A 21084-nucleotide genomic window follows, 5' to 3' on the forward strand; every position below is an offset into this window, starting at 1 on the left:
AGCGCCCGCCGGAACTAAGGTCGGGCACTTTGGCACCTCGGACTCGGTGAGGAGGCGGCACGTGCGGCTGTACGCGGTCGTCGCGGCGGGTGGCTTCCGTCGCTATACGACCTACCGGATCGCGACGGCGGCCGGGGTGTTCACCAATACGGTCTTCGGCGTCATCGTGGCCTACACCTATATGGCCCTGTGGAAGGTCCGTCCGCATCTCGGCGGCTACGACCAGTCCCAGGCCCTGACCTATGTGTGGCTCGGCCAGGCCCTGATCATGACGGTCGCGATGATGGGCGGCGGCTTCGAGGACGAGCTCATCGAACGCATCCGTACGGGTGATATCGCGATCGATCTCTACCGCCCCGCCGACCTCCAACTGTGGTGGCTGGCCGGTGACGTGGGCCGGGCGGCGTTCCACCTGCTCGGGCGGGGTGCGGTGCCCATGGCGTTCGGGGCGCTCGCCTTCGATCTCGCGCTCCCGGCCGACCCGCTGCGCTGGCTCGCGTTCCTGTGCGCGGTCTTCCTGGGCGTCGTGGTCAGTTTCGCGATCCGTTTCCTGGTCGCGCTGTCCGCGTTCTGGCTGATGGACGGGGCGGGCGTCGCGCAGATCTCCTGGCTCGGCGGGATGTTCTTCTCCGGCCTGGTGCTGCCGCTCAACGTCTTCCCGGGCACCCTCGGCGAGGTGGCGCGCGCGTTGCCGTGGTCCGCGCTGCTCCAGATCCCGGCCGACATCCTGCTCGGCCGCCACACCGGCTGGGGCCTGGTGGCGGCGTTCGCGTTCCAGCTCGGCTGGGCGGCGGCGCTGCTCGGCGCCGGACGCCTGCTCCAGGCGACCGCGACGAGGAGGGTGGTGGTGCAGGGTGGCTGAACGCACGATTCAGGGACCTCTTGAGGACGTACGCGGCGTCGACGCGCCCCACGGGCTCCCGCCCCGCAGCCGCTTCCGTAACGCGGCCGACGGCATCCGCGCGTACCGCCTGATCGCCGGGATGTGGATCCGCTCCACGATGGCGTACCGGCTGTCCTTCGCCATGACCACCTTCGCCAACTTCGCGGCGACCGGGCTCGACTTCGTGGCCATCCTGCTGATGTTCTCGCACGTGGACGCGCTCGGCGGCTACTCGCTGCCCGAAGTGGCCCTGCTGTACGGGGCGTCGGGGACCGCGTTCGGCCTCGCGGACCTGGCGATGGGGTCCATGGACCGGCTCGGCCGCCGGGTGCGCGACGGCACGCTCGACACCCTGCTCGTCCGCCCGGTGCCGGTGCTCGCCCAGGTAGCCGCCGACCGTTTCGCGCTGCGCCGCCTCGGCCGTATCACCCAGGGGCTCCTGGTCCTCGGCTACGCGCTGCTCACCCTCGACATCCACTGGACGCCGCTGCGGGTGCTGATGATCCCGCTGATGCTGCTGAGCGGCGGGGTCGTCTTCTCGGCGGTGTTCGTGGCGGGCGCGGCCTTCCAGTTCGTCGCGCAGGACGCCTCCGAAGTGCAGAACTCCTTTACGTACGGCGGCGTCACGATGCTCCAGTACCCGCCGACGGTGTTCGCGAAGGACATGGTGCGCGGCGTGACGTTCGTCGTCCCGCTGGCCTTCGCCAACTGGCTGCCCTCGATGTACGTACTGGACCGGCCGTATCCGCTCGACCTGCCGACCTGGCTGGCGTTCGCGCCGCCGGTCGTGGCGGTGGGGTGCTGCGCGCTGGCGGGAGTGGCGTGGCGGGCCGGACTCAGGTCGTACCGAAGCACAGGAAGCTGACATGAATTCAGATGACGCATACTCAGATTCAGCAGGCTCGGACCTCATCGAACTCGACGGCATCGAGAAGGTCTTCGAGGTCCGCCGCAAAAGCGGGCGGTTGAAGCGGGAGAAGAAGCAGGTCAGGGCGGTCGACGGGATCAGTTTCCGGGTCGCTCGTGGCGAGATGGTCGGCTACATCGGCCCGAACGGCGCGGGCAAGTCCACCACCATCAAGATGCTCACCGGCATCCTGACCCCGAGCGCGGGCCGGGTGCGGGTGGCGGGCCTTGACCCGTCGCGCGAACGGACGCGCTTGGCCCAGCGGATCGGCGTGGTCTTCGGCCAGCGCACCACGCTGTGGTGGGACCTGCCGCTGTACGACTCGTACCGCCTGGCCCACCGCATGTACCGCATCCCGGACGCCCGCTTCCGCGAGAACCTGGACCGCTGCGTCGAACTCCTCGATCTGGGCGAGCTGTTGGACGTGCCCGTACGCCAGCTCTCGCTCGGCCAGCGGATGCGCGGCGACATCGCGGCGGCGCTGCTGCACGACCCGGACGTGCTCTACCTGGACGAGCCGACGATCGGCCTGGACGTGGTGAGCAAGGCGAAAGTACGGGAGTTCCTGAGCGACCTGAACGCCGAGCGCGGCACGACGGTCCTGCTGACCACCCATGACCTCACCGACATCGAGCAGCTCTGCAAGCGCGTGATGGTCATCGACCACGGCCGTCTGGTGTACGAGGGCGCGCTGGCGGGGCTGCACGAGGTGGGGGAGAGCGAGCGGACGCTGGTGGTCGACCTGGAACGCGAACTTCCGCCCATTGACGTCCCCCACGCGCGCGTGGTGAAGGTCGAGGGTCCGCGTCAGTGGCTCGCTTTCCCGGCGACGTCGTCGGCGGCGCCGCTGGTGGCGCAGGTCGCGGCGGAGTACCCGCTGGTGGACCTGTCGGTGCGCGAGCCGGACATCGAGTCGGTGATCGCCCGGATGTACGCGGATCGGGACCGCTATTAGCCGGGGCCTTTATTAGGCTGACGATATGACGAATGAACCTTCGGGGGCCGGGCTTCCCGAGATGCGTGCGTCCGACGCGGAGCGCGAGCGGGTGGCCGAGGCGCTGCGGGAGGCGGTGGCCGAGGGCCGCTTGGACATGGAGGAGTTCGAGGAGCGACTTGAGGCGGCCTACAAGGCGCGTACGCACGGGGAGTTGGCGCCGCTGGTGCGGGACCTGCCGGCGCCGGGCGGGAGCGGCGCGGCGGCTGCGGTGTCCTTGCACAAGCCCTCCGGCGAGGGTTCCGCCGAGGTCGACTGGCCGTCACGGATCGGCGGCACGGCCACCTCGCGGGGCGCGTTCGCGCTCTGGGGCGGATTCGGCCGCCGGGGTACGTGGACGATCGCCTCGAAGTTCACCGCGTTCGCGATGTGGGGCGGCGGCGAGATCGATCTGCGCGAGGCCCGCTTCGAGTCCCGCGAGACCGTGATCCGCTGCTTCACGATCATGGGCGGCATGGGCGTGACGGTCCCGCCCGAGCTCACGGTCAGGGTCCGGGGTTTCGGCCTTATGGGCGGTTTCGGCGACCGGGCGACGGGGGAGGGCACGCCGGGTTCACCGAGCGTGACGATCACCGGATTCGCGCTGATGGGCGGGATCGGGGTGGAACGCAAACTCCGCAAGGCGGCGAAGCGCCAGCTCAGGGAGTCGGGCGGGGCGGGTCGCGGCGAGGTGGAGGGCGAGGGCCCGCGCAAGGAGCTGGGCTGAGGGCGCCGGTTCCTTGCACTTGTCCGTGTAGGTGAGACCGGGAACTCCACGTGCGTCCCGGGAGTCCCTGAGGTAGGGACAATTGCGTACGGGGTGGTGCGCGCGGCGCGGACGGGCGGAGTGATGGAACGTACTGATGCGGCATCGGCCTCGGCGTCGGCCGGCCCGAGACCGGCCGATGCGGGGGCGCTCGGGTCTCCGTTCTCGTACACGGAGGCGGACGAGGAGAAGCGCCGGGGCGTGCGCCGGATGAAGGCGACGGCGACGGGCCTGCTGCTCTTCGTGGCGCTGGTCTTCGCCCTGGCGACCTGGGCGGACCGCTCGGGCGCGGGCCCCTGGGCGGGCTATGTGGCGGCCGCGGCCGAGGCGGGCATGGTGGGCGCGCTGGCGGACTGGTTCGCGGTGACGGCCCTGTTCCGCCACCCGCTGGGCGTCCCGATCCCGCACACGGCGATCATCCCGAACAAGAAGGACCAGCTGGGGGTGTCGCTGGGCGCGTTCGTAGGCGAGAACTTCCTCTCTCCATCTGTCGTCCGTACGCGCCTCGGCGCCCTGGGAATCGGCAGCAGGCTCGGGGCATGGCTGGCGGAGCCGGCGCACGCGGACCGGGTGACGTCGGAGCTGGCGACGGCGTTGCGGGGTGCGCTGACGGTCCTGCGGGATTCGGACGTCCAGGCGGTGGTGGGCGAGGCGATCACGCGCCGGGCGGACGCGGCGGAGGTCGCCCCGGGGATCGGCAAGACCCTGGAGAAGGTGGTCGCGGACGGCGGCCACCGCAGGGTGGTGGACCTGGTCTGCGCGCGCGCCCACGACTGGCTGGTGCTGCACGGGGACTCGGTGATGGACGCGGTGCAGGGCGGCGCGCCGGGCTGGACGCCGCGTTTCGTCGACAGGAAGGTCGGCGAGCGCGTCTACAAGGAGCTGCTGCGCTTCGTCACGGAGATGCGGGACATGCCGACGCACCCGGCGCGCGGGGCGCTGGACCGCTTCCTGGCGGACTTCGCGGCGGACCTGCAGTCGGACACGGACACGCGCGCCAGGGTGGAGCGCCTGAAGTCGGACGTCCTGGCCCGCCCCGAGGTCCAGGACGTGATCGCGTCGGCGTGGTCCTCGGTCCGCTCGATGATCATCGCGGCGGCGGAGGACGAACGCAGCGAGCTGCGCCTGCGGGCGCGCGCGTCCCTGCTCTCCCTGGGCGCCCGCCTCTCCACGGACACCCGCCTCCAGCAAAAGGTCGACGGCTGGCTCCAGGACGCGGCGGCGTACGTGGTCTCGACGTACCGCGCGGAGATCACGTCCCTGATCACGGACACGGTCCGCTCCTGGGACGCCACGGACACCTCCCGAAAGATCGAGGCCCACATCGGCCGCGACCTCCAGTTCATCCGCATCAACGGGACGGTGGTGGGGGCGCTGGCGGGGCTGGTGATCTTTACGGTTTCGCGGGTGGTGGGGGGGTAGGGGGGCGGGGGGTTTGGGGGTGCGGGGGCGCCTCCGGCGCGGCTGGTGGCACGCGGCGCCGGTCGAGTGGGCCCGGCCCGGGCAACGGGGCGGCGCCAACGGGCTCACCCGGGATTGGTGCGTCCCCGATCCCCGGCAGCTCCGGGGCCTTGCTGGGCGCGTGCTCGCAGTCCTGTCCCTGCTCTGCACCGTCACGCGCCCAGCCACCCTGCGGGGAGTTGCATCACTACGTACGTAGGGGTCGCATCCGGCGTTCAGTTGGTTCCGCGATTTCCGAGATTTCCGGGATTCCCCCGGACTTCCGGCTTCCCGGTTCCGCCGGTGCAGCCAGCACTAGCGAGTACTGCCGAGTACGGCTAGGCGGCTTTCCGGGTGACGGCCCAGGAGGCCACGGCAACCCCACCCGCCACGGCGAACACGGACGGCCAGGCGCCGACCTTCTTGGCGAGCGGATGCGACCCGGCGAAGGCGGCCACGTACGCCGTGGTCAGCCCGACGGCCGCCTTGGTCCCGGCGGCCTGCTTCCACTCGCGCGCGGCGAGAACCCCGGCGGCGGCGAGCGCGACCCCACCGAGCTGCCGCTTCTTGGTCCACCGCGCGACCCCGTACCCCCCGACGAGCCCACCCGCCGCTATAGCCGCTGCCGGAACCTTAGCCATCTCTGCCTCCTGCGCCTGCCTCTACGGACTGTCCGCTCCGAGGCTAATAGCCCACCGCCGCCGACTCGCATCCGGTCCACCTCATCGGGCCCGCTAGGTCCGCTCCCGGATGCGCTACATCCGCCCCGCCCGCAGCGCCCCGACGAAGTCCGCCCAGGAGGGGTCGGCGAAGGTGAGACGGGGGCCGTGGGGGCGCTTGGAGTCCCGGACGGCCGCCCCGCCCGCGAGGAACACCGCCTCCACGCACTCACCGCCGGATCCGTTGCTGTAGCTGCTCTTGAACCACCTTCCGCTGTCCGTGGACTCCACCCGATGCATGTCGTCGTAACTCATCGAAGCTCCCTATGGGTCCGGTCGAGGAGGGCGCAGCCGACTACGACCAGTCCTTCCGCAGCGCCGCGACGAACATCTTCCAAGTGGGATCGGTGAACGTGAGCTGCGGGCCGCAGGGGTGCTTGGAGTCGCGTATGGCCGTGCCCAGAGCAGTGAACGATGCCTCGACGCATTCCGTACCACTGCCGCCACTGTACGAGGACTTCACCCAGCGGACGTGTTCCTCGTCGTGATCCATCAAAGCTCCTTGCACGCCCGATCGAGAAGCGCGGCCGATGCTTCGATGTCCAGCGCCTGCGCGCGCAAGTATTCGAACGCCAACTTATAGCGCTCAAGTTCTTCGGGCTTCTCCATGAACAAGCCACCGCCGATGATGTCCACGTAGACGACGTCGAGTTCGGCCGTGGGACCACCGAGGATGACGAAGCTTCCGACGGCTGCGGCATGGGCGCCACTGGCGAAGGGCAGTACCTGAACGGTGACTTGTGATTGCTCGGCGCGCGTACGCAGATGTACGAGCTGCTCGCGCATGACATCGCGCCCACCGACCATGCGACGAAGAACGGCCTCGTCGACCACGGCCCAGATGTGCGGTGCGTCCTCACGAGCCAGCAACTCCTGCCGTTTCATACGGATGTCGACCATGTGCGCGATCTCCTGCTCCGAGCAGCGCATCTCGGAGGCGCGGTGCACGGCCTCGGCGTACGCGCGGGTCTGGAGCAGGCCGGGAACATACATGCAGGCGTAGTGGTCCTCGCGGACCACCTCGTCCTCCAGCGTCAGCATGAGATTCATCGACTCGGGAATCGGGTCGGCGAGCGACCGCCACCATCCTTGGATCTTCGCGCCCTTGGCCAACTCGACGAGTGTCAGCCGTTCCTGTTCGGAAGCGTCGTACTGGCGACAAAGAGCATCAACCGTCGGCCACTTGACGGTCCCTTCCTTGGTCTCGTAGCGACTCAGGGTGGCTTTGGAGACACCGACGAGCGCCCCTGCCTCCTCCAAGGTGAAGCCCTTGAGCTCACGCAGCCGACGTAGGTCGGCACCGAGCTGGCGCCTTCGGGTGGTCGGTCCAACAGCCATGTCGTGACCCTTCATGTCGATCTACCCGAGCGTGCCCGGCGCATCGCGATACGGGCAAGACAGCGCACGCCGGGGGCGCATTTGATCCAGTGTGCTCCTTCAACTCGCTTGTGAGAGTTCCATATTGAGAGTTCCACTGTCACGCTGGAGTCCGTTCGCAAGTGGAAGGGTGGCTCAGTGGATGGATGCAGGTTCAAGGTCCGCAGGAAGCCGTGGGATCTGCCGTTCCTGGCGGAGCCCGAGGAACTTCGGGGGCTGCGGAACGTGGTGCGGTTACACCTGGGCGTCTGGGGGCTGCCGCACATGATCGATGCCGTCCAGCTGTGTGTGACGGAGCTCGTCACGAACGTCATCACGCACGTCGGCTGCGGCACCCCGACCACCCTGGCGGTCTCGATGAACGGCGGCTTCCTGCGCCTCGAAGTGACCGACCCGGACGTACGGGCCCTGCCGACGCTCCTCGCGGCCACCGAGGGGGAGGAGTCGGGGCGGGGCATGGCTCTGGTGGACGCCGTGGCAACGCGCTGGGGTGTCGTTCTGCGGGCGGACACCAAGGTGACGTGGTGCGAACTGGCCACGGGGCTGCGGTCGGCGGATGACCATGTCGACGGTCCTCAAGTTGCCAGTGCAGAGGCACTGTTGGGGCTGTACTGCACGCAAGCCGCCAGAGCGGACGCCCGTCCGCTCAGCGTGGCCGTGGCAGAGGAGGCGACGATCGGGGTGATCGCAGACCTCCTCCACTGGCTGCACGCTCATGGCTGCGACCCCGACGCGGCGCTGGGTCAGGCCCAGATGCAATTCACGACCGAGGCACTGGGCAACTAGGGAACCAGAGGCCGGATCAACCCGCCGCGATGTGGGCGTAAGTCCAGACGTCGGCCGGTAGTTCATTGTGGAGGCGCCACGTTATGGCCATCGGTTTGCTTCCCTTGTGTTCGGCGTACGTTGCCGGACCCAGCAGCATCCACGGCTGGGACTTGCCGATGTCGTTGTCCTTGTAGCGGCGCATGAAAAGCATCACGTGGCTGCCCTGCTCGACATGCTTCTGGTAGCGCCGACCCGTGGGTGAGTTCGCCGCCGTGGTGCTCTGCGACTCCCAGTGGAACTGGGTGGGGCTCAGCGCGAAGTCCTTGTACCGGATCGACGGGGAGAAGTCCTTCTCGTTCTTCTCCAGCGTGATCAGCAGGGCATCCGTCTTGAGGGCGTCCACCCACGCCACGCCTTGCGCGAACGATCCCGGCATTTGGCCGCCGAGTTTGGCCACACCGAGGGCGGCCAGGATCTCCGAGCGGTTGTACGAGCTATGGATCTTCAGGGGGAGCCCGTGGTGGGGTCCTGCCAGGTCGAGCGGCAGATGGTCCGTACGCTCGTGGATGTGCGCCAGCACCTGACGGAGCTCACTGCGTAGTGCGACCTGCTGGCGCAGCGAGTCGAACCCCTCCTGGTAGCTGGAGAATCCGCCCGCCTTGTCCCACAGGTTGAAGAACAGCATGCGGGCATAGCCCTGATGCGTGGCGTCCAGCTCGGCGTACGCGGGCGCATCATCTTCCAGCAGCCTGGTGTACGCCTCGACGCGCTCGCGGTCGTCGGCGTGCAGGAACGCGTGGACGCGCTTGAGGAGTTGCTCCTCGCCGGGCGGCGCGTCTTCCGGGATGAGATTCGCGTAACGCAGTATCCGCGTCCAGGAGTTGGAGCCCTTGTAGAGCTCCTTGATCTCTCGGCGGCTCTCGGTGAGATAGCCCGACAGGCCTAGCTCGGCGAAGTCCTTCACTTCGGAGGCGAGGACCTTGATGCCCGCCTTGAGCTGCGTACGGACGTTGTCCAGGACGATGTCCTTGGCGACGCCTTCGAGCATGATCTGACAGCCGGAAGGAAGCTGCGGGAAGTCTCGCTCCAGATTGTCGACCAGGCGGTTGCGCGACAAGCTCGTCAGGGCGCGAAACTGTTCCTCGAAGCGGAATTCGGCGCGGTGCTCACCGATGAAGTCGAGGACGGTCAGGACCGGCTTGTTCGGGGTGCGGCGCAGGCCACGGCCCAGCTGCTGGAGGAAGACCGTCGCACTGTTCGTCGGCCGCAGGAGCAGCAAGGTGTCGACATCCGGAATGTCGAGCCCTTCGTTGAACAGGTCGACCGAGAAGATCACTTGAAGGGGGCCGTTGCGCAGAGCGGCCAGCGCGTTGTCCCGCTCGGAGGGAGAAGAGTCACTGTCGAGGGCTATGGCCTTGATGCCCGCATCGCGGAAGAAACCGGCCATGAAGCGGGCGTGCGCCTTGGTCACACAGAATCCGAGCGCACGCATGGACTCGGGGTGGGAGATCTTCTGCTGTATGGCCTTCACGACCAGTCGGGCGCGAGCATGATTGCCGGTGTAGACGTCACCGAGCTCGGCAACGTCGTACGAGCCCTTCTGCCAGCTGAGGGTCTTGAGGTCGGTGCCGTCCGGGATGCCGAAGTAGTGGAACGGGCACAGCAGATCGTTGTCCAGTGCCTCCCACAGGCGCATTTCGGCGGCGATACGGCCGTCGAAGAACTCGTCCTGGACGTTCAGCCCGTCCATCCGCTCCGGCGTGGCTGTCAGGCCGAGCAGTTCCGCGGGCGCGAAGTAGTCGATCACCTGCCGATAGGTGTTCGCGGTCGCATGATGGAACTCGTCGATGACGACGATGTCGAAATGGGCCGGGTCCAACAGCGACAGGCGCTGCTCGGTGAGGGACTGGACGCTGGCGAAGACGTGCTTCCACTCGCTCGGCTGCTCCCCGTTGTGCAGGAGCTCCCCGAATGAAGCGTCGTCCAGGACCTCGCGGTAGGTTCGCCGAGCCTGCTTGAGGATCTCCTTGCGGTGCGCCACGAAGAGGAGTCGCAGGTCCTTGCCCCTGGTGCGGAGCAGATCGCGGTAGTCCAGCGCGGCCATGACGGTCTTGCCGGTGCCGGTCGCGGCCACCAGCAGATTGCGGTGCCGGTCGTGGACCTCCCGCTCGATGGTGAGCCGTTCCAGCATGTCGCGCTGATGCGCGAAGGGGCGCACTTCGAGCCCGGAGAGGCTGATCCGCGTCTCACTTGAGCTGGTGGTGCCGCCTGCCAGCCCAAGCGCCTCGTCCAAGCGCTCGGCGTCCGCATCCGGGTCGTACGGTTCGAACGCGCTGCTGCTCCAGTACGCGTCGAAGGTGGACTCGAACTTGTTGAGGACGTCACGGGTGGCGACCGAGGACAGTCGTACGTTCCACTCCAGGCCATCGAGGAGCGCGGCCTTGGAGAGGTTGGAGCTGCCGACGTACGCGGTGTCGAAGCCGGTGTTGCGTCTGAACAGCCACGCCTTGGCGTGCAGGCGGGTGGAGCGGATCTCGTAGTTGATCCGGACCTCGGCGCCGAACTCCCGCACCAGCCGGTCGAGCGCGTGCCGGTCGCTGGCGCCCATGTAGGTCGTCGTGATGACCCGGATGGGTACGCCGCGCTCCTTGGCGGCGCGCAGCGAGTCCTCCAGTACACGAAGCCCGTACCACTTCACGAAGGCGCAGAGCAGGTCGACGCGGTCCGCCGTGGCCAGCTCGGCCCGCAACTCGCTGCCGAGGCTGGGGTCTTCGGGCGCGTTGGTGATGAGAGCCGTCTCGGAGAGCGGGGTGAGCGGTCGCATCGCGTACACACCCGGGGCCTCCTGCTCGGCGAGGGCCAGCAGCTGGCGCGGGCCGTCGACGATGACGTCCTCGGGATCCGCGCCCGGATGCGCCGATGCCGCATCCCTGGGGGATGCGGCATCCGGCAGCGAGGGCCCTTCGGCAGCGAATGAGGAGAACGACGCCATGATGTGGTTGGCCGCGGCCACCTGCCTGTCCTGCGGAAGCTCCCGCAACTTCCGCTGCACGGCCGCGGCGACGAACCGCGCGAGCACATGGGGCGAGGACTCCTGGCTGACCTCGCCGTCGACTACCTTCCACCCGTCGGTGGTGAGGCCATCGATCTGCTCTTGCACCTGCTGCGTGATCAGCTTCTCGTACACGCCGGTGATCGGCTGCGTGAAATCCCCCGAGTCCGCCACGGCCTCTCCCTGGGTCGCTGGGTCATTCGATTCCGTTGCGACTCAGTTTTAACAAAGACCACTGACAACCCCGACAGCGGCCGTCACATTGACCCGTGGCACTCCCCATAAGCAACCCCAGACCCACACCAGCAATCCGCCCCCCGCCGCGGCGGCCACGCCACCGCTCGCCCCCGGGCCGCCAGCGTCGTGGCGTACTGGGGTAGGAGGTCCGCGTTGGACGGGGACGAGGACTCTGATGCTGCGAAGGCTTCGTAGGACGGGACCGTGCCTGTCACGATGCCCAGGTTGGCTGTCCCCGTGGCCGACAGTTCTCGTAGCGATGCCTCGATGTCCAGCAAGTGGGCCGCGTGGGTGGGGTATTCGGACTGGAGCTCCGGGTACGCCGTGAGGAGTTCCGTCAGTTCTGGTTCCGGCCAGTGCAGGACCGCTACCGGGAACGGGCGGGACAGCGCCGCGCGGTACGAGCCCAACTCCGTGCGCAGGCGGGCCAGTTCCGCCTTGAGTTCCGCCGGGTCGTTCGAGCCCAGGGACCACAGGCGCTTGGGGTCGTGGAGTTCGTCCAGGGTGATCTCGGCGCGGTGCAGGCGGTCCGCGAGGTCGTCCCAGGTGTCGTGGTCGAGGGCGAGCAGGCGGCGTACGCGGTGGCGGGCCGTCAGCAACGACTGGGTGGGGTAGGGGATTTCCGTCGATGCGTCGGCCGTGGGGACGAAGAGCGTCAGTGCCGTTGTCAGGGTGGTGTGGGCCGCGTCCAGCTCGTCGTGGGTCTCCAGCGTCTCCGCGATGATCTCCCACGGCGCCGGGTCCCGGGGGGCCGCGATGCGGATGCCCTCGATCATCGCGCGCGCCTCGGCCTCGTGCCCGTACTCCCAGAGGTTGGCCGCCTTGAACGCCTTGATCAGGGTGGGGTGCTCCGGCTCGGATGCCAGCAGACGGTCGTAGAGCGTGGTGGCGCGCTCGCGGTCGCCGGCGAGTTCCAGATGGGCCGCGGCCTGGAGGAGGAGCGGTTCGTGGTCCTCCGGGTACTGCGTCGCGGTGCGCAGCAGACGCTCGGCTTCGGTGGTGTGATCGGCAGGCGTGTCGGGGCGCATGAGGGACACCGTACTGCTGTGCGGGGTCCCGGCGGAGGGGTGTTCCGGCCCTGGTGAGTTGACGGGGCAGCCCTTATGGTGCGCGCGTGCGGACGTCGATGTGGGTGCGGAAGCGGATGCCGAAGCTTTCGCCGGTACCTGTGGTGGTGCATGGGCGTGGGCGCTTTCGCCGGGTGCCCTTGCGTCGGCAGTACGCGTACGTACGTCCAGCCGCGCGCCCCGCGCGCGTGCCTTCGGCATCGAGCCCCCGCCTCCTCGCCCGCGCCCTCTGGAGCGGCGCCGAGCTCGCAGTCACCCTCGGGGTCGTCCTGCTCCTGCTCGTCGCCCATCAGCTGTGGTGGACCAACCGGGAGGCGCGGGCCGAGGCGCGGCACACCGTGCACGCTCTGGAGAAGGAGTGGGGGCAGTCCCATGCACCGACGGCCGCCCCAGCCGCTCCCTCACCCCACCCCGCCGGGTCGCCCGCCTCCGCCCCCAGCAGGCCCACCCCCGACGACCGCCCCCAAGGCGCCCAGGCGTACGCCGTCCTCCGTATCCCCTCCCTCGGCATCACCGCCCCCATCGCCGAAGGGATCAGCAAGCACGGGGTGCTCGACAAGGGGTACGTGGGGCACTACCCCGGCACCGCCCAGCCCGGCCACGTCGGGAACTTCGCGCTCGCCGGGCATCGCAACACGCACGGCGAGCCGTTCCGGTACATCAACCGGCTGCGGCCGGGCGACCGCGTCGTCGTTGAGACGCGTACCGTCGTTTTCACCTATCTGGTGGACAGTTCCCTCAATCAGACGTCCGCCGGTGACAGCGGTGTTATCGCTCCCGTCCCGCGCAGCAACTTCCGTACGGAGTACGGGTACAGCGGGCCCGGGTACTACGTCACGCTCACCACCTGCACTCCGGAGTTCACCTCCCGGTACCGGCTCGCGGTGTGGGGGAAGCTCGCCTCCGCGCGGCCCCGCTGAGCCTGCTCAGGAACGTTCCCGCAGCACCAGCGCGAGCACCGCCCCCGGGACCGCCAGCCCCGCCGACACCCACAGCGCCGCGTTCACCCCGGACGGGGCCACCGCGATCGTCAGGGCGACCCCGGCCGACGAACCGATGTACCGGGCCGTGTTGTTGGCGCCCGACCCCATCGCCGCGCGGTCGGCCGGTACGGACTCGACGGCCAGGCGGGGCAGTGCCGCGTTCAGCAGGCCGCTGCCGACGCCGCCCACCACCAGGCCGGGCACCAGCCGCCACAGCGTGCCGCCGGTCGGCTGCACCGCGCCCAGCATCGCCAGGACGCCCACCGCGTGCAGCGCGAAGCCGATCGCCAGCTGATGGCGCGCGGCGACCCGGCCCGCCAGGCGCCTGGCCTGCAACGCGACCACGAACGCGAGGCCCGACCAGAGCACGAACAGCCAGGCCGCCGACATCGGGGACGTACCGCGTATCTGGTGGAGCAGGTTCGGCAGGCAGCTGAACAGGCCGATCACCGACAGGCCGGTGAACAGTGCCGCCGCCGACGACGCCAGGAACTCGGGGCGGCGGAAGAGGGCGAGGTCGATCGTCGGGGTGGCCGCGCGGCGCTCCACGCGCGCGAAGGCGACCGCAAGCAGTACCGCCGCCGCAAGGAGTACGCCGATGGGCGCGCGCAGCCAGCCGTCGCGGCCCAGCGTCAGCGCGCCGATCAGGGCGGTGAACGCGAGCGCGAGGGTCAGCGCGCCCGCCCAGTCGGGGCGTCCGCCCTCGCGAGGCGCGCGGGACTCGGTCAACGCGCGCGTGGCGGCCGCGAAGGCGAGCAGGGCCGCCACGGCCAACACCGCGTACGCCAGGCGCCAGTTCACCGTCGCCAGGCCGCCCGCGAGCAGCGGGCCGACCGCGATGCCGCCGCTGACGAACGCGCCCCACACCCCCGTCGCCCGAATCCGCGCGGCCCCGGCCGGGAACGCGGCGACCAGGAGGCCGAGGCTGCTCGCCAGGATCGCCGCGCTCGCCGCGCCCTGGGCGACCCGGGCGAGCGTGAACGTCAGCGTCGTGGGCGCGACGGCGCCGAGCGCGATCGTGATGCCCAGGGCGAACGTTCCGGCGAGGAAGATCCGGCGCCGCCCGTAGTCGTCGGCCAGGCTGCCCGCGACCAGGAGCAGCGCGGCCAGGCCCAGCGGGGTGCCGTTGAGGAGCCAGGCCTGGGCGGAGACCGGGGTGCCGAAGGACGCGGTCATGCCGGGGAGCGTGAGCATCGGGGCGGTGTAGTTCATCAGCGCGACGGCGGTGGCGGCGCTGGTCGCGGCCAGGGTCGCGGCCGCCCCCTTCGGGGGAGCGTCGGTCCGCGACGCCGTCGCCGTCTCGGTCGGTATGTGCACTGTCTCGCCGGTCATGGGTCCCGAACTCCAGGGCGTAGCGGTATCAGTAGGTTCAATCAATGAACTTGCATACGTGGGCGACCTTAGCACGCTCGGTTCGTTCATTGAACCCTCGGCGGTAGACTGATTCCATGGCTCTCGGTAAGGACTACGCCTCCCAGGAGTGCTCCATCGCCAGCGCGCTGGAGATCGTCGGCGAGCGCTGGACGCTGCTGGTCGTACGGGACTCGCTGTACGGCGTACGCAGGTACAACGACTTCCTCGTCCATCTGCGGATCCCGCGCGCGGTGCTCGCCGCGCGCCTCCAGACGCTTCTGGACGCCGGGATCCTGGAGAAGCGCCGCTACCAGGAGTCGCCGCCGCGCGACGAGTACGTCCCGACCGAGCGCGCCCTCGCCCTGTGGCCCGTGCTGCGTTCGCTCGGGCTCTGGGGGCGCCAGAACATCCCCGGGACCGTGCAGATGCGCAGCTTCCACCACGCGGGGTGCGGTACGGAGCTCGGCGCGTACGGGGAGTGCCCGGCGTGCGGGGTCGCGGTGGCGCCGCGGGACGTGGAGATGCGGCCGGGGCCCGGGCTCAACCCCGACCCCGAGGACTGGGTCAGCCGCGCGCTGCTGGCACCCCGGCGCCTGCTCCAGCCGCTTGAGGCCGACCACACCTGACCGCACCCGTCTGACCGCACCCGCCTGGCCGCCCGGACCCGTTGTCGGACCCGTCGTGTATAACGGCAGAAGAGTCAGAAATAGTCGGACAGACGCTCGGGCGACGCTTGAGCGAGGGTTTGAACGAGGGGGGTAAGCATGACCGGCACGACGCGTTTCGCGCGGCCCGCCTTCCGCCTGCCCTCCCTCCCATCGGTCCGCCTCACCTTCAGCCTGCTCGTCTTCCTCCTCGTCGAGGTCCTGCTCATCGGCGGCGGCACGCTGTCCGGGGCCGTCGCCCTGGCCGCCACCGCCGCGGCCGGCTCCGCCCTCGCCGCCTGCGCGACGCTCGCGTCCCGCGCGGTGCCCAGGGTGGCGCGTACGCGTATACGCACCGCGATACGTGACCGGGAGCGGCGCACCGCCTTCCTTCCGCAGCGCGACCCCGACGCCTCCGGACGGCCGCGGCCCCGAGCCCCCGGCCGCCTCGCGCCGACGGCCGCGTAGGGCTCCGCTTCTTCCTGTCGACACGACACCCCTGTACGCAGGGGTCCTGTCGACCCTTGCCTTGGTGCCCTCTCCCGGTCCGTCACGCCGACGTCATATGACTCAGAAGTGACTCCGGAGGCTTTCCATGTCCGTTTTCGCCACCCTGGTCGGGCACCTCGCCGACCTCGTCCAGCCGCTGTTCCACGGCGCCGCGGCCGCCGCCGCGATCGTGCTGTTCACCATGTTCGTACGGCTCGCCGTCCATCCGCTGTCGCGGCAGGCGGCGCGGGGGCAGAAGGCGCGGGCCGCGCTCCAGCCGCGCATAGCCGAGCTGCGCAAGAAGCACGGCAAGGACAACGAGAGCCTGCAGAAGGCGATCATGGAGCTGCACGCCGAGGAGAAGGTCTCGCCGTTCTCCGGGTGCCTGCCGAGCCTTTTGCAGATGCCCGCGTTCTTCCTGCTGTACCACCTGTTCTCCAGCACCAGCATCGGCGGTGAGCCGAACGCGCTGCTCGACCACACCCTGCTCTCCGCCCCGCTCGGCGGCCGATGGGCGGACGCGCTCGGCCACGGCGGAATCGTCGGCGGGCAGGGTCTCGTCTACCTCGGGCTCTTCGTGCTCGTCGCCGGGGTCGCCACCTTCAACTACCGGCGTACGAAGCGGCAGATGGCGGTGACGCCGATGGTCCCGGCCGATCAGCAGGAGGCCATGCCGGGGCTCGGGGCGATGACGAAGTTCATGCCGCTGATGTCGTTCGGCACGCTGATAACCGTGGCGGTCGTGCCGCTCGCGGCCGCGCTGTACGTGGTCACGAGCACGACGTGGTCGGCCGTCGAGCGGGCGTACCTCTACCGGGACGCGCGGCCCGGCGCCGCCGGTGACGCGACTGCTCTCAGACCGGCGTAGCCCGACGTACGCCCTGGTCCTCCCTGGTTACGGTCCAGTTTGTGAACGGGGTCTTGCGGAGTGGACGTCGACCTTGGAGGATCGAACGATCCTCCGATGGCCGCTACCCATCGGCCGGGCCACGCTCGACCATAGGGAGACAGACCATGAAGCTGCTGCGCGTAGGCACGGCGGGCAATGAGCGCCCCGCGCTGCTCGCCGCCGACGGGACCCTGCGGGACCTGTCCGGACTCGTTCCGGACATCGACGGTGACCTGCTCTCCGACGAGTTCGCCCTGGACCGGATACGGGCCGCGGCGGACACCGGGGTGCTGCCCGCGCTGGACGCGGCCGGGGAGCGGATCGGGCCGCCGGTCGCCGGGATCGGCAAGGTCGTGTGCATCGGGCTGAACTATCACGACCACGCGGCCGAGACCGGCGCGGCCATTCCGGCCGAGCCCGTCGTCTTCTTCAAGGCGGCGGACACGGTCGTCGGGCCGAACGACACGGTCCTGGTGCCGAGGAAGTCGGTCAAGACCGACTGGGAGGTCGAGCTCGCGATCGTCATCGGCCGCACGGCCCGCTACATCGGGGCCGACGAGGACCCGCTGGCGCACGTCGCCGGGTACGCGGTCGCGCACGACGTGTCCGAGCGCGAGTTCCAGATCGAGCGCGGCGGCACGTGGGACAAGGGCAAGAACTGCGAGACGTTCAACCCGCTGGGCCCCTGGCTGGTCACCCGGGACGAGATCCCGGACCCGCAGGCGCTCTCGCTGCGGCTGTGGGTCAACGGCGAGCTGAAGCAGAACGGGTCGACGGCGGACCAGATCTTCCCGGTCGCGGAAGTCGTGCGGTATGTCAGCCAGTTCATGACGCTGTACCCGGGCGACGTGATCAACACCGGCACCCCGGCGGGCGTCGCCATGGGGCAGCCGGAGCCGAAGCCGTATCTGCGGGCGGGGGATGTTGTAGAACTGGAGGTCGAGGGGTTGGGAAGGCAGCGCCAGGAGCTCAAGGACGCGTAGGCTGGCGCTATAAGGAGGGCACCATGACTGTCGCGCAGTCCGAGCAGACCGAAGTGGCGCTTGAGGAGTTCGAGGCGTTCGATGCCGCGGCTCCGGAAGGTTTCCATGTCGAGCTGATCAACGGGAGGGTTCTGGTGACTCCGGCTCCGGACGGCGATCACGATGAGAACGTCATGTCCGTCGGGGACCAGATTCGGTCGCGCCATCCGCAGCTGCGCATGTACCAGGAGCGCGGCTTGGCCGTGCCTGCGTACCGGGCCGGTCGGGCGCGGGTAGACGGCGCGGTCACCCCCGTCGGGTACTTCCGAGGGCAGCCGTCCTGGTCGGACCCTGCGGGGGTCCTCATGGTCGTCGAGGTGACGTCCGGGCGCGAGCAGGACGCCGAGGTCGACCGTATCGACAAGCGCGATGCGTACGCTCAGGCCGGGCTCCCCGTGTACCTCCTCATCGACCGCCACCGCGGCGAGGCCGTCGTGCACTGGGACCCGGAGAACGGGCACTACCAGCATGCGTCGACGGCCGCCTTCGGCGCCAAACTGGCCCTGCCCGAGCCGTTCGGATTCGACCTCGACACCTCCGAGCTCGCCTGACGGCTCAGGCGGCCGACGGCCCCCTTAGCCCGCCACAAACCCCCGCAACCCCTCCACCACCAGCGCATGGTCGTCCACCTGCGGGAGGCCCGAGACCGTCACCGTGCCGATGACGCCCGTGTCCGTCACCCGTAGGGGGAACGAACCGCCGTGGGCCGCGTATACGGCGGGGTCCAGGCGGGAGGAGGCCTCGAACGTCGTGCCCTTGGCGCGGAAGCGGGCGCCGACCAGGTACGAGCTGGACGCGTACCGCTCCGTGACGCGGCGCTTGCGGTCGACCCACGCGTCGTTGTCCGGGGTCGAGCCCGGCAGGGCGCAGCGGAAGAGCTGCTGGGCGCCCCGGTGGATGTCGATCGTGACCGGGGCGTTGCGAGCCACGGCGAGCTGCCGCAGGAGCGAGCCGAGCGCCCACGCGTCCTCGTACGTGAAGCGCGGGAGTGTCAACTCGACCTCCTGCGCCTCCAGTTCGGCCATGCTGAAATCGGGGTCGAAGACGGGTGTCGTCACAGTGCCACCTCCACCGTCACGCCCTCGCGCGCGGACCTGCGTGCCGCCTCCAGTACGTCGAGCGCCGCCGCCGCCTCGTGCGCGGCGACCGGCGGTTCGCCGCCCTCGCGCAGGGCCTTGGCGATGGCCGTGTAGTACGCGGGGTAGTCGCCCGGCGCGGTCTCGACCGGGCGGCCGCCGCCCGTCAGCGGGGACTCGCCGGAGCCGACCCGGCCCCACATCGCCTCCGATTCCAGGCCCCACGGCTGCCCGGCGACCGGTCGCTTCCCGTCCCGCAGCGCCGCCTCCTGCGGGTCGAGCCCGTACTTGACGTATCCCGCCGACGATCCCAACACCCGCATGCGCGGGCCGAGTTGGGCGGTCGTCGCGCTCACGTACAGATGCGAGCGCACCCCGCCCGCGTGCGTGATCGCGATGAACGTGTCGTCGTCGGCCTGGGCGCCCGGACGGCGTACATCCGCCTCCGCGTACACCCGCAGCGCCGGGCCGAAGAGAACGAGGGCCTGGTCGACGAGGTGGCTGCCCAGGTCGTACAGCAGGCCGCCGATCTCCGCCGGGTCGCCCGACTCGCGCCAGCCGCCCTTGGGCTGCGGGCGCCAGCGCTCGAAGCGGGACTCGAAGCGCTGGACCTCGCCGAGCTCGCCGGAGTCCAGGAGCGCGCGCAGGGTCAGGAAGTCGTTGTCCCAGCGCCGGTTCTGGAAGACGGAGAGCAGCAGACCGCGCTCCTCGGCGAGGGCGGCGAGGCCCCGTGCCTCGGCGGCCGTGCCCGCGACCGGCTTGTCGACCACGACGGGCAGGCCCGCCTTGAGGGCGGCGGTGGCGATCGGCACATGGGTCTTGTTGGGGGACGCGATCACGACGAGGTCGAGGCCCGCGTCGGCGAGGTCGTCGGGGGAGTCGGCGAACCGCAGCCCCTCGCCGAACTCGGCGCGGGCCTGTGCCCGGCGCTCGGGGCTGGACGTGACGACCGTGTCGAGGGCCAGGCCCTCGGTCGCGGCGATCAGCGGGGCGTGGAAGACGGATCCCGCCAGGCCGTAGCCCACGAGTCCGACGCGGAGGTCAGAGTCCGTACGAGCATTCATGCGCCCCACTTAAGCAACGCTGTTGCCAAAGTGCAAGCGCAGGAGACAATGGGGGTGTGAACAGGAGTAACCCGAGAGCATCGGGAACCTCGGGAGCCAATCTGCCGGCCCTGCGCAGCCACAACGCCGCGCTGGTGCTCGATCTGCTGCGCACGGCCGGGGACGCCGGGATCAGCAGACTGGAGCTCGCCGAGCGGACCGGGCTCACCCCGCAGGCCGTCAGCAAGATCACCGCACGGCTGCGGGCGGAGGGCACGGCGACCGAGGCGGGCCGCCGCGCCTCGACCGGCGGCAAGCCGCGCACGGTGCTCAAACTGGTGCCGTCCGCCGGACACGCGATAGGACTGCACCTCGACCGCGACGAGCTCACCGCCGTCCTGGTCGACCTCGCGGGCACGCTGGTCGGCGTGCGGACCGTGCCGCTCGACTTCGGCGCGGGCCACGACACGGTCGTCGAAGCCTCCGCCCGCGAGGCCGAATCACTCATCGGGGGCCGCCGGGTGCTCGGCGTCGGCGTCGCGAGCCCCGGCCCGCTCGACCACCACACCGGCGTGCTCCACCGCGTCACCGGCTTCCCGCTGTGGAACGGCTTCCCGCTGCGCGACGCGCTCGCCGACCGCCTCGGCCTGCCGGTCGTCCTCGACAAGGACACCAATGCGGCGGCCCTGGGCCTCGCCCTGCGCGGCCCGGCCGACTCCTTCGCGTATCTGCATCTCGGTACGGGCCTGGGCGCGGGCTTGGTCCTCGGCGGCACTCTGCTGCGCGGCTCGCGCACGGGCGCGGGCGAGTTCGGCCACCAGACGATCCTGCTCGGCGGCCCGGCCTGCGGCTGCGGGGCGCGCGGCTGCATCGAGGCGCTGTGCCTGTCGTCCGTGGCGCGCGGCGACATCGCGGCCGCCGCCCGCTTCCTGGGCGTCGGCGCCGCGAACCTCGTCGGCCTCCTCGACATCGACCGCGTCCTGCTCGGCGGCCGTACGGTCATGGGCGCGCCGGACAGTTTCGTACGCGGCGTACGGGCCGTCCTGGAGGAACGCGCCCGCCGGGGCGGCGGCGACGCCCGAGCGATCCCGGTGTCGGTGACCCCGGGCGGCCCGCACGCGGTGGCGGAGGGCGCGGCACGGCTGATCCTGGGGCCGGTGTTTGGGCACGGGGCGGCGGGGCCGGGTCGGCGGCTCGCGGGAGATGCGATGCGGTTGGGCTGAGGCTCTCGTACGTGAGGCGGGCCGAGGCCCTCGTAGGTGGTGCGGGCTGAGGTCCTCGTACTGACGCCGTGTCGCTGTTCCGACAGAACGATATTGGGCTGATCAGGTGGATTCGCGGGGCTGAACCGTCGGTGGCGGGCGTGGCTGCGGCGGGGCTTCGCGCGCGCGTGGCA

The 21084-nt window shown here is 70.1% G+C and carries 22 protein-coding genes; 13 read left to right on the top strand and 9 right to left on the bottom strand.

Going from position 1 to position 21084, the window contains the following annotated elements:
• The first annotated feature begins 61 nt into the window (after positions 1 to 61).
• The 5 genes from ACT1U9_RS19750 to ACT1U9_RS19770 all read left to right on the top strand — a co-directional run bounded on the left by ACT1U9_RS19750 (position 62) and on the right by ACT1U9_RS19770 (position 4951).
• Entirely contained in the window at positions 62 to 862 is an 801-nt protein-coding gene (locus tag ACT1U9_RS19750) for an ABC transporter permease (RefSeq protein WP_444534025.1), read from the top strand.
• A gap of 7 nt (positions 863 to 869) precedes the next feature.
• Positions 870 to 1748, top strand: coding sequence for an ABC transporter permease (locus tag ACT1U9_RS19755; protein ID WP_444539189.1), 879 nt, complete (start codon positions 870 to 872; stop codon positions 1746 to 1748).
• Position 1749: 1 nt separating this feature from the next.
• Positions 1750 to 2745: an ABC transporter ATP-binding protein gene (locus ACT1U9_RS19760; protein ID WP_444534026.1), complete on the top strand. Its 996-nt coding sequence runs from the start codon at positions 1750 to 1752 to the stop codon at positions 2743 to 2745.
• Positions 2746 to 2806: 61 nt separating this feature from the next.
• Positions 2807 to 3490, top strand: coding sequence for a DUF1707 SHOCT-like domain-containing protein (locus tag ACT1U9_RS19765; protein WP_444539190.1), 684 nt, complete (start codon positions 2807 to 2809; stop codon positions 3488 to 3490).
• Positions 3491 to 3613: 123 nt separating this feature from the next.
• A complete protein-coding gene (locus tag ACT1U9_RS19770) occupies positions 3614 to 4951 on the top strand; it encodes a DUF445 domain-containing protein (protein ID WP_444534027.1) in 1338 nt (445 codons plus the stop codon).
• Between the two features lie 356 nt (positions 4952 to 5307).
• Here the strand turns inward: ACT1U9_RS19770 and ACT1U9_RS19775 are convergent, their stop codons facing one another.
• From ACT1U9_RS19775 to ACT1U9_RS19790, 4 genes are all read right to left on the bottom strand, one after another.
• A complete protein-coding gene (locus tag ACT1U9_RS19775) occupies positions 5308 to 5610 on the bottom strand; it encodes a hypothetical protein (RefSeq protein ID WP_393263620.1) in 303 nt (100 codons plus the stop codon).
• A gap of 114 nt (positions 5611 to 5724) precedes the next feature.
• The gene (locus ACT1U9_RS19780; RefSeq protein ID WP_444534028.1) at positions 5725 to 5943 is read right to left on the bottom strand and encodes a DUF397 domain-containing protein; all 219 of its coding nucleotides are present in this window, start codon (positions 5941 to 5943) and stop codon (positions 5725 to 5727) included.
• A gap of 40 nt (positions 5944 to 5983) precedes the next feature.
• The gene (locus tag ACT1U9_RS19785) at positions 5984 to 6181 is read right to left on the bottom strand and encodes a DUF397 domain-containing protein (RefSeq protein WP_361427797.1); all 198 of its coding nucleotides are present in this window, start codon (positions 6179 to 6181) and stop codon (positions 5984 to 5986) included.
• The gene (locus ACT1U9_RS19790; protein WP_444539191.1) at positions 6181 to 7026 is read right to left on the bottom strand and encodes a helix-turn-helix domain-containing protein; all 846 of its coding nucleotides are present in this window, start codon (positions 7024 to 7026) and stop codon (positions 6181 to 6183) included. The genes ACT1U9_RS19785 and ACT1U9_RS19790 overlap by 1 nt, the downstream gene beginning before the upstream one ends.
• Positions 7027 to 7203: 177 nt before the next feature.
• On the opposite strand from ACT1U9_RS19790, the gene ACT1U9_RS19795 reads away from it, so the two are divergent.
• Entirely contained in the window at positions 7204 to 7851 is a 648-nt protein-coding gene (locus ACT1U9_RS19795) for an ATP-binding protein (RefSeq protein ID WP_444534029.1), read from the top strand.
• A 16-nt stretch (positions 7852 to 7867) separates the two neighbouring features.
• Here the strand turns inward: ACT1U9_RS19795 and ACT1U9_RS19800 are convergent, their stop codons facing one another.
• Together ACT1U9_RS19800 and ACT1U9_RS19805 are read right to left on the bottom strand one after the other, a co-directional pair.
• Positions 7868 to 11059: a DUF3427 domain-containing protein gene (locus tag ACT1U9_RS19800; RefSeq protein WP_444534030.1), complete on the bottom strand. Its 3192-nt coding sequence runs from the start codon at positions 11057 to 11059 to the stop codon at positions 7868 to 7870.
• Between the two features lie 83 nt (positions 11060 to 11142).
• The gene (locus ACT1U9_RS19805) at positions 11143 to 12150 is read right to left on the bottom strand and encodes an SEC-C metal-binding domain-containing protein (RefSeq protein ID WP_444534031.1); all 1008 of its coding nucleotides are present in this window, start codon (positions 12148 to 12150) and stop codon (positions 11143 to 11145) included.
• A 227-nt stretch (positions 12151 to 12377) separates the two neighbouring features.
• On the opposite strand from ACT1U9_RS19805, the gene ACT1U9_RS19810 reads away from it, so the two are divergent.
• A complete protein-coding gene (locus ACT1U9_RS19810) occupies positions 12378 to 13109 on the top strand; it encodes a class E sortase (protein WP_444534032.1) in 732 nt (243 codons plus the stop codon).
• A 6-nt stretch (positions 13110 to 13115) separates the two neighbouring features.
• Here ACT1U9_RS19810 and ACT1U9_RS19815 read toward each other — a convergent pair whose 3' ends face one another.
• Positions 13116 to 14504 (bottom strand): MFS transporter, encoded by a 1389-nt coding sequence (locus ACT1U9_RS19815; protein WP_444534033.1) that lies wholly within the window; start codon positions 14502 to 14504, stop codon positions 13116 to 13118.
• Between the two features lie 116 nt (positions 14505 to 14620).
• Between ACT1U9_RS19815 and ACT1U9_RS19820 the strand changes: the two genes are divergently transcribed.
• From ACT1U9_RS19820 to ACT1U9_RS19840, 5 genes are all read left to right on the top strand, one after another.
• Positions 14621 to 15151: a winged helix-turn-helix transcriptional regulator gene (locus ACT1U9_RS19820; RefSeq protein ID WP_444534034.1), complete on the top strand. Its 531-nt coding sequence runs from the start codon at positions 14621 to 14623 to the stop codon at positions 15149 to 15151.
• A 138-nt stretch (positions 15152 to 15289) separates the two neighbouring features.
• Positions 15290 to 15637: a DUF6412 domain-containing protein gene (locus ACT1U9_RS19825; protein WP_444534035.1), complete on the top strand. Its 348-nt coding sequence runs from the start codon at positions 15290 to 15292 to the stop codon at positions 15635 to 15637.
• 127 nt (positions 15638 to 15764) lie between these two features.
• On the top strand, positions 15765 to 16526 hold the full coding sequence (locus ACT1U9_RS19830) for a YidC/Oxa1 family membrane protein insertase (RefSeq protein WP_444534036.1): 762 nt from the start codon (positions 15765 to 15767) through the stop codon (positions 16524 to 16526).
• Between the two features lie 146 nt (positions 16527 to 16672).
• Positions 16673 to 17530 carry a fumarylacetoacetate hydrolase family protein gene (locus ACT1U9_RS19835; RefSeq protein WP_444534037.1) on the top strand — a complete coding sequence of 286 codons (858 nt, stop codon included), beginning with the start codon at positions 16673 to 16675 and terminating at the stop codon, positions 17528 to 17530.
• Between the two features lie 23 nt (positions 17531 to 17553).
• Entirely contained in the window at positions 17554 to 18120 is a 567-nt protein-coding gene (locus tag ACT1U9_RS19840) for a Uma2 family endonuclease (protein ID WP_444534038.1), read from the top strand.
• Positions 18121 to 18144: 24 nt separating this feature from the next.
• Here ACT1U9_RS19840 and ACT1U9_RS19845 read toward each other — a convergent pair whose 3' ends face one another.
• The gene (locus tag ACT1U9_RS19845; protein WP_444539192.1) at positions 18145 to 18594 is read right to left on the bottom strand and encodes a heme-degrading domain-containing protein; all 450 of its coding nucleotides are present in this window, start codon (positions 18592 to 18594) and stop codon (positions 18145 to 18147) included.
• Positions 18595 to 18623: 29 nt separating this feature from the next.
• Positions 18624 to 19709: a Gfo/Idh/MocA family protein gene (locus ACT1U9_RS19850; RefSeq protein ID WP_444534039.1), complete on the bottom strand. Its 1086-nt coding sequence runs from the start codon at positions 19707 to 19709 to the stop codon at positions 18624 to 18626.
• A gap of 56 nt (positions 19710 to 19765) precedes the next feature.
• On the opposite strand from ACT1U9_RS19850, the gene ACT1U9_RS19855 reads away from it, so the two are divergent.
• Complete coding sequence (locus tag ACT1U9_RS19855; RefSeq protein ID WP_444534040.1) at positions 19766 to 20911, top strand: ROK family transcriptional regulator; 1146 nt, start codon at positions 19766 to 19768, stop codon at positions 20909 to 20911.
• Positions 20912 to 21084 lie beyond the last annotated feature (173 nt).

The sequence above is a fragment of the Streptomyces sp. BR1 genome, from assembly GCF_052373795.1.
Taxonomy (GTDB): Bacteria; Actinomycetota; Actinomycetes; order Streptomycetales; family Streptomycetaceae; genus Streptomyces.